This is a genomic window from Vibrio sp. 10N.261.54.A5 (assembly GCF_041471145.1).
Taxonomy (GTDB): Bacteria; Pseudomonadota; Gammaproteobacteria; order Enterobacterales; family Vibrionaceae; genus Vibrio; species Vibrio crassostreae_C.
The window spans coordinates 65614-72407 of record NZ_JBFRNU010000011.1 but is presented as its reverse complement, the minus strand read 5'-3'; the positions used below and the strand labels follow the sequence as shown (position 1 = coordinate 72407).

9 protein-coding genes are annotated in these 6794 nt (G+C 45.6%); 1 reads left to right on the top strand and 8 read right to left on the bottom strand.

What is annotated here, in order from left to right:
- A partial coding sequence (locus AB4329_RS03380; RefSeq protein ID WP_372137368.1) for an FKBP-type peptidyl-prolyl cis-trans isomerase N-terminal domain-containing protein occupies nucleotides 1-421 on the bottom strand: 421 nt, incomplete at its 3' end.
- Between the two features lie 213 nt (nucleotides 422-634).
- On the opposite strand from AB4329_RS03380, the gene AB4329_RS03375 reads away from it, so the two are divergent.
- Nucleotides 635-1219, top strand: coding sequence for a LysM-like peptidoglycan-binding domain-containing protein (locus AB4329_RS03375; RefSeq protein WP_017068022.1), 585 nt, complete (start codon nucleotides 635-637; stop codon nucleotides 1217-1219).
- Between the two features lie 59 nt (nucleotides 1220-1278).
- Here the strand turns inward: AB4329_RS03375 and AB4329_RS03370 are convergent, their stop codons facing one another.
- From AB4329_RS03370 to AB4329_RS03340, 7 genes are all read right to left on the bottom strand, one after another.
- Nucleotides 1279-2127 (bottom strand): DMT family transporter, encoded by an 849-nt coding sequence (locus AB4329_RS03370; RefSeq protein ID WP_017058877.1) that lies wholly within the window; start codon nucleotides 2125-2127, stop codon nucleotides 1279-1281.
- Nucleotides 2127-2579 carry a GNAT family N-acetyltransferase gene (locus AB4329_RS03365; protein WP_017058878.1) on the bottom strand — a complete coding sequence of 151 codons (453 nt, stop codon included), beginning with the start codon at nucleotides 2577-2579 and terminating at the stop codon, nucleotides 2127-2129. Before AB4329_RS03365 ends, AB4329_RS03370 begins: the two co-directional genes overlap by 1 nt.
- 57 nt (nucleotides 2580-2636) lie before the next feature.
- Nucleotides 2637-3203 (bottom strand): Crp/Fnr family transcriptional regulator, encoded by a 567-nt coding sequence (locus tag AB4329_RS03360; RefSeq protein ID WP_017058879.1) that lies wholly within the window; start codon nucleotides 3201-3203, stop codon nucleotides 2637-2639.
- 71 nt (nucleotides 3204-3274) lie between these two features.
- Entirely contained in the window at nucleotides 3275-5029 is a 1755-nt protein-coding gene (locus AB4329_RS03355; protein ID WP_017058880.1) for a lysophospholipid acyltransferase family protein, read from the bottom strand.
- Nucleotides 5030-5041: 12 nt separating this feature from the next.
- Nucleotides 5042-5479: a YHS domain-containing (seleno)protein gene (locus tag AB4329_RS03350; RefSeq protein WP_102333018.1), complete on the bottom strand. Its 438-nt coding sequence runs from the start codon at nucleotides 5477-5479 to the stop codon at nucleotides 5042-5044.
- Nucleotides 5480-5491: 12 nt separating this feature from the next.
- On the bottom strand, nucleotides 5492-6241 hold the full coding sequence (locus AB4329_RS03345) for an NRDE family protein (protein ID WP_017058882.1): 750 nt from the start codon (nucleotides 6239-6241) through the stop codon (nucleotides 5492-5494).
- A 2-nt stretch (nucleotides 6242-6243) separates the two neighbouring features.
- The gene (locus AB4329_RS03340; RefSeq protein ID WP_032545608.1) at nucleotides 6244-6786 is read right to left on the bottom strand and encodes a hypothetical protein; all 543 of its coding nucleotides are present in this window, start codon (nucleotides 6784-6786) and stop codon (nucleotides 6244-6246) included.
- Between the last annotated feature and the right edge of the window lie 8 nt (nucleotides 6787-6794).

Sequence of the window (6794 nt, the reverse complement as noted above, 5' to 3'; positions counted from 1 at the left end):
CAGAGCTGTCGAAAACAGTACCGTCAGTTAGTTCGCCGTGGTAGTGAACACGTACTTGCTTGTCTGCAGTTGGGATTTCGCCAGTACCTTCAGTTAGTACTTCGTACTGAAGACCAGACTCAAGAACCGTTACTTCTGAACGAAGAGCGTTGTCAGCTAGGAAAGCTTCGCCGTCAGCAGCAGCAGCTTTAGCTAGTTCTTGACGTGCAGCTTCACCACGAGTGTGTAGCTCTTGTAGTGCGTTGTTGATTTCGTCAACTTCGATAGCTGGCATGTCGCCAACTAGAGCTGTTGCGATACCAGCAGCGATTGCGTCAACGTTTAGGCCTTCAAGACCAGAACCAGCAAGTTGTTGGCCCATTTGTAGACCGATACCGTAGCTAGCTTTTTGCTCTACAGTTTCAAATTTTACTTCAGACATGAAAAGTCACTCTTTTTGTCAGTACGAAAAGGGTAAGAATACCAGTATTAGCAGCGTGAAGAAACGGCTAGTCCCTGATCACTTGCGCTTTACCGTGCCCAAATCACAGCCATGTCAATTTTCTCGCTTTGGGCCTTGTTGTGACGGAAAGATCTATACTGTTGGTACTTTGGTTTTTATACTGTAGTTATTCAATGTATAGGACGCAGTGGTATGAATCGTCGTCAAAAGAAAAAACAGAAAGTTGACCACTTAGCAGAATTCAAGGATCGACTGAATCAGGTCAAAGAGAAATTGAGTTCGATCGATGTGAAGAAAATGAAAACCTCGACAGCGCAAACTTGGGGTTCATTGCCGAAGTTACACCAAAGACTGTTGATGGTGATTTCTCCGATCGTACTGATATTACTTTTTGTGCCGCTACCAGAACCTAAAGTAGACACAGCTCCAACAACATCGCGCGTTGAGCTTGAAATAAACACCGTCGGCTTAAGCGAACAGCAAAATGCCAAGAACAGCTCATTAGAACCGAGTAACAAAAATTGGCAGGAGTACCTTGTTAAGCAAGGGGATACGTTAGCGCAGGTTTTTCGAAACAACGATTTGCCATTGTCTGACTTGAATGCGTTAGTGCGAATTGAAGGTGCAGATAAGCCGCTCAGTCAAATTCGTAAAGGCCAGCTGGTTCGTTTCAAACTTGCTGAAACTGGGCAGTTGGACATTCTTCAGCTAGAGAAAGGCGACACTTCGGTGATGTTCTTCCGCTTATCCGATGGTGGCTTTGGTCGCAGTAAGTAGATGAATAGTGAGCCTGAGTTAAAGCGCTTCACCAGACACAGATAAACGATAGAAAAGAGCTAAGCATTAGCTCTTTTTTTTGGTCGCTTGAAAGGGGCGAGTGGCAAGATGATAAGCATGATTCCGATAAAGGTTAATGTATCCGGAATCTCATCGAACCATATTGCACCTATTAGCGCGACAAACACCAATCCTGAATACTCAGCCAAGGCAATTTGGCTAGAGTGTGCTTTTTGATAGGCAGCAACTGCAAGGCCGTTGTAACTTAAGATTAGCGTCGCACTCAGGGCTATGTATCCCAAATGCTCCACAGACACTGGCTGCCAGTATAAGAAGCACAGTACTAATGAGGCTGGAATAGAGAATAAGGTTGTCCACCACAGCGTAGTGACCACCGTTTGCTCACTAGGAAGCTTTCTTACGAGTACATTAAATAGTGCTAGGGTGAGTGCTGTCCCCAAAGCAAACAGTGCCGCCCAATGAAATTGTGATGGCCTCAAGACAATCAATGCACCAATAAAACCTATGGTTGTGCCGATAACCTTGCCGAGTGCCGGTTGCTCTTTCAATAGCAACATTGAGAGCGGCAACATCAGTAAAGGCGCGACATAAAATACTGCGTTGGCGGTTGCCAAAGACAAGTGAGTGATCGCGACCACCATGCACCCACTGCCGATCAGAATTAACTGACCTCGAATGAAGGTTACCTTAGCCTGCTGTAAGCGCCGTTGTTCTTTTTTCTGCTGTAGCCACAAAGGGGTGATGATGAGCAGAGATATCAACTGTCGGAAAAAAATATACTGTAAGGGCGGTACTTCGCCATTTAACAGCTTTACCGCTACGTCGGAAAGCGAGGCAAACAAGTTACCTGCAACCAACAATAGAATACCGGCAGTGATATTCGTCATTATTTTTCTAATCTCATGTCTATATGAGGAATGTCATCTTCGAGGTACATATCCGAGATGGTGTTGAAGCCGTGGCTCGCATAGAAGTTTTCTAGGTGTTGCTGCGCGCCAATATCAATGGCCGTATTTGGCCAAAGAGCCTCGCAGCGTGTTAATGCTTCTTTGATTAATTGATGCCCCAAGCCACCACCTCTTGCCGATTGCTTGGTTGCGACTCGACCGATGCTGGTGTTGTCGTAAGAGGTACCTGGTGGTAATAAACGTGCACACGCTACCAACTCTTCATCAGCATAGCCAAGCAGGTGCTCAACACCCGCGAGTGTATCTTTACCGTCCAGCTCTGGATAAGGACAAGTCTGCTCGACCACAAATACATCGACTCTTAATTTAAGTAGTTGATAAAGCTGTTGTGTTGAGAGTTCAGAAAAAGGAATTGAGTGCCAAGTGATCATGTTTACATCCAGAGATTATCGATGCTCTGAATGTACTATGCGTGATGATTGTTGGCATTAACTATTGTTAATTCGACCTTTAATTCTGCTCAGGCTGATTGCGGTGATTCCTAGATAAGCGGCAATTTGATTGTCATTTAAGCGCTGCTCAAGGTCGGGATAGTGCTCGCAGAACAGCTGATAACGTTGCTCTGGTGTATAGAGCAGCATGAAGCGTTCTTTGTTTTCCTTATGCATCAGCTGTGTTTCTAACAGCTTTAAATACAAAGGATTATTTGATGCACGCCACTCGATAACCGCATTCATTGGCAGCTCTAACATGGTGATGGGAGTCAGCGTTTCTAATAGGTAAGGGGACGCTTGGCTTTTTATCAGACTCTCAAAGCCGATGATCCAATCTTGTTCCCAATAGAACTCTTTACTGTATTGCTTACCATCATCAGTGAGGTAGCAGGCATGGCACAAGCCTTCAAGTACAAAGTAGATTGAACTCGCCATCTCACCTTGATTGATCAAGATGTGTCTGGTTGGCAACTCAAGTGGCTTGGCGACAGCAACTAGAGATTCAATCTGGCTTTCAGAGAAGTCGAAGCTTTGTAGTTGTTCGATAAAAGAGGTGTGCATGAAAATAACCTAACCCAAATAAGTGCCGAAATCATCGCACTTATTTGGAGAGAGGTACAGAGCGGGATAAATCAGCGGCGTGCGTGTTGCTCTAGGTAATCTTGAGCAAGCTCTCTGCCCATGTATTTACCCAGAGTTTTCAGTGGTACCTTTTTAAGGTTCACCACAATCAAGCCATCCAAGGCATCATTAAACGATGGGTCGACATTAAAACACACCAGTTTACCGTTCATCCCTAGATATTGGCGCAGCAGTACCGGCAGGCCTTTACCTTGCTCCATGCGTGCTAACACTTTAGAGAGCAGAGGCACACTCGCCAGTGAAGAGAGCAGGTGATTTTGCCAGAACACATGACTGCTGGTATTGAGTGGTGACGAAGGTGAAACCAAATTCGCCTTTTCCTCATCATAATGGTGGATTGATAACGTGGTCGCGATCAACAGACGCGCATTGTGGCTGTAATCATTGCTGATACTGACTGGGCCGAACAGATGGGTATATTGAGGGTGACGAGACACAAAGGTCGCAATGCCTTTCCACAATAGTAACAGTGAGTTCAGGCTCTTTTGGTAAGGTTTACTTACTACCGATCGCCCAAGCTCAATGCTGTTTTCTAGAGTATCAATGAATTCTTGGTTGTAGTTAAACAGGCTACGAGAGTAGAGCTGATCAAGCCCGTGCTCAGCGATGAGTTTGTCGACCATACCGAGTCGATACGCGCCAACCAGTTCTGCCTTGGTTTTATTCCACACAAACAGTTGATGGTAGTAAAGGTCATACTCATCTAAATCACAGGCCAGCCCGCTGCCTTCTCCGACTTCTCTAAAGCTTTCTTCTCTTACTCGACCAATCTCGCGCATTAAGTTAGGAATGGATTGGCTTGGTGTGCAGTAGACCTCAAAGTTCCCTTGCTCGAGCAGTTTCATCTCTTCAGGGAGTGAGTCTATCTCTATTGATAAGACTTCTGGTGGAATAGGCGCTATCACTTGGGTATCGAAAGAGGGCGCGTGGATTGGCGTGTTCGGACTATCTTGTTGACTCATTAGATAGGTATTAAGTCGTAGGTAGTTGACGATATCCATCTCTTTTTCAAACGATTTTATCTCTGAATACGGAATCGATGAGCCAATCGAGATAGAGATAGTTGTCGCTTGTTTATTAAGAAGTTCACGCCCGAGTAGAGCGGTTCTCAACAGTGGATGAACACGACCCGCTTGATAGAAAAGCTCACTGTTCTTGCCATTGATAAAGATAGGTACCGTGGTGGCTTGGTGACGTTTGACGAATTTCGCTACCGACTTGCTCCACTCGATGTCTGTCAGTGTTTTTGCCCCTTTACGGTAGCTTGATACTTCACCTGCTGGGAATACAATCAATAGTCCACCATCAGCCAAATGACGATTGGCATCTCGAATCGCTTTGGCATTGGTGCGTTTCGATTCTTTACTGTTAAAGACATCGACACCGATGAAAAGATCATCCAGTTCAGGCAGGCGCTTAAGTAACTCATTGGCCAGCACCTTCACATCCTTTCTTACCGATCCTACGAGATCAGCAAGGATCACGCCTTCAATCGCACCAAGTGGATGGTTAGCCACAATGACTACTGGCCCTTCTTCCGGGATGTTTTCCGTGCTTCCCGATGCAACCGAGTAGTCGATATTGAGCGCCGACAGAGTGTAATTCATGAATTCGAAGCTAGATAACTCGTTTTTACGATCTTGGTAGAGTCGGTCTAGCTTAGATAGCCCAGTTGCCCACTCGACAACAGACTCACCTAAACCAAAAGGCGTGTAACGTGGTAAACGAAAAGGACTATCAATCATAATGAAATTACCTTACTTAATCAGTTGCGGCCAAACTTTATCGGCTTGTTGAATATGCTGTGCTTGGTCTTGTTCCCAGCGCTGCTTAATCTCTTGGTCGTAGTTGAGGTAAAGCTTGTTATCAACAATCGTCCATTGATGTGGGTCACTCGGTGCAAAGTCGCTCTTCGCTGATACTGCCCAAGCGCAATAGCCACCATATTGAGGGGCATATTTTTCAGGATTATTAACAAATAAAGTCAGATTCTTTTCAGAAGAGAAATACCAATCCGCCCCTTTGTACTCTGTGCTGAATTTTTTACTGCCTTCAATGGGCTTACCGGAAGTGAAATATGCGACGGTATCGTAGCCATCGAGCGCCTTACTGCTAAAGAAACCAGTGTAGATTTCATCGGCGGCAAATACGTACGGGCTAACAAGTAGCAGAACCATGGTGAATAGTTTTCTCATGATGGACTCCATCTATAGATTGATTGCGGGTGATAAATCAAAGGTAAAGCGCTGCTGATTTATCTGACATGGTTTAATGGGTTCGCATGGTGAGCCGGGTGCATAAAACATAGAGGCTTGACCATGCAGGTTACGTAAGTGTGTAAAGCTCACGGTATGTGCGTCTTCGCGATGCATACAGGTCGCTAAATGAGGTTGCTCATTGTGATGGTGAGAGTGGAACATCAGTAAGTTCTGTTGATTCTTACCTGCCGCCATGAGCTGATCATATTTTGCTTGTCGGTAGGCTTGCACTCGCTCTAAATCAACACCGGATGAGAAGAGTGGAGAATCAGTGTCGACTATTTTCTGTTGAATACCATCCCACATGTAGGCGATAACCAGACCATTGTGTTGGGTTAGATTGGGCGCGAAAGCTAGCAAGGTAAATGGGGCAAAAGAGTGTAGGTCTAGCTTGTGAAACGCTTCAGATAGCTGACTGATATTACGACTCGATGATAGGTTTTTAAGTAGCAAACCGCGGCTTACTAAAGGACCAACGGGCACTGTGCCTTGATAGTTATTGAGTAGGCATAGCGAAAGCCCGAATTCATTAATACTTATCCAGCTACCGCCGCCAGTTGGGTCGAGTGGCATAATGATATCGACACCGTTGACTCGATATTGTCTGGGTGGCATTGCCAGTGCTCGCGTCTTTTGTTCATCACGATTAAAAAAGACCTGATAACCATTCTCTTCAAGCAGCCAAGATACTGAACACATTATTATTGCTCCCTCAGATAGCTGTTGGTGGTTGGGGCATAACCAAAGGTGTTGCAGGTCTCGACGTCTAGGAAGGTGGTGATCACCTTGATCATCGCGTAATGATGATTGGCATGCAGTGCGGCAAAGGTGACCTCTCTTTCGAGCGTTGAAGGCAGGCTTGCGAACACTTGAGCATCCATCGAAACCTCGGTTTGGATCATGATAGGCGCTTCGAGATCTCGACGGTCTAATCGTTCAAGCCAGTTGATCACATAGTGGATCTCTTTGACTGCAATAGAGCGGTCGTATTCGACAGGATGACCACGACGACGAGTGTTGTAATCAACGGCCTCATCCTCTTTTAAAATCAAGGCGTGAAAAAGATCCAGTGTGTGACGAGTATGTTCACCGATAGAGCTTGTAACGTGTGGCTTTGCTCGTGTCAGGTAATCGCTGTCAGAAATCGCTAACAAAAACTCTAGACCCTGATTCAATATCTCTACCGCTCCCTTGATACTAGGAGAGAAAGAAGTAAGGGCGCTCGGTTGGGCTATGGGGTTCATTCATGATC

Excerpts from the sequence above, each read along its gene's own strand:
- AB4329_RS03375 (WP_017068022.1), top strand. The coding sequence starts at position 635 with ATGAATCGTCGTCAAAAGAAAAAACAGAAAGTTGACCACTTAGCAGAA.
- AB4329_RS03370 (WP_017058877.1), bottom strand. The coding sequence starts at position 2,127 with ATGACGAATATCACTGCCGGTATTCTATTGTTGGTTGCAGGTAACTTG.
- AB4329_RS03365 (WP_017058878.1), bottom strand. The coding sequence starts at position 2,579 with ATGATCACTTGGCACTCAATTCCTTTTTCTGAACTCTCAACACAACAG.
- AB4329_RS03360 (WP_017058879.1), bottom strand. The coding sequence starts at position 3,203 with ATGCACACCTCTTTTATCGAACAACTACAAAGCTTCGACTTCTCTGAA.
- AB4329_RS03355 (WP_017058880.1), bottom strand. The coding sequence starts at position 5,029 with ATGATTGATAGTCCTTTTCGTTTACCACGTTACACGCCTTTTGGTTTA.
- AB4329_RS03350 (WP_102333018.1), bottom strand. The coding sequence starts at position 5,479 with ATGAGAAAACTATTCACCATGGTTCTGCTACTTGTTAGCCCGTACGTA.
- AB4329_RS03345 (WP_017058882.1), bottom strand. The coding sequence starts at position 6,241 with ATGTGTTCAGTATCTTGGCTGCTTGAAGAGAATGGTTATCAGGTCTTT.
- AB4329_RS03340 (WP_032545608.1), bottom strand. The coding sequence starts at position 6,786 with ATGAACCCCATAGCCCAACCGAGCGCCCTTACTTCTTTCTCTCCTAGT.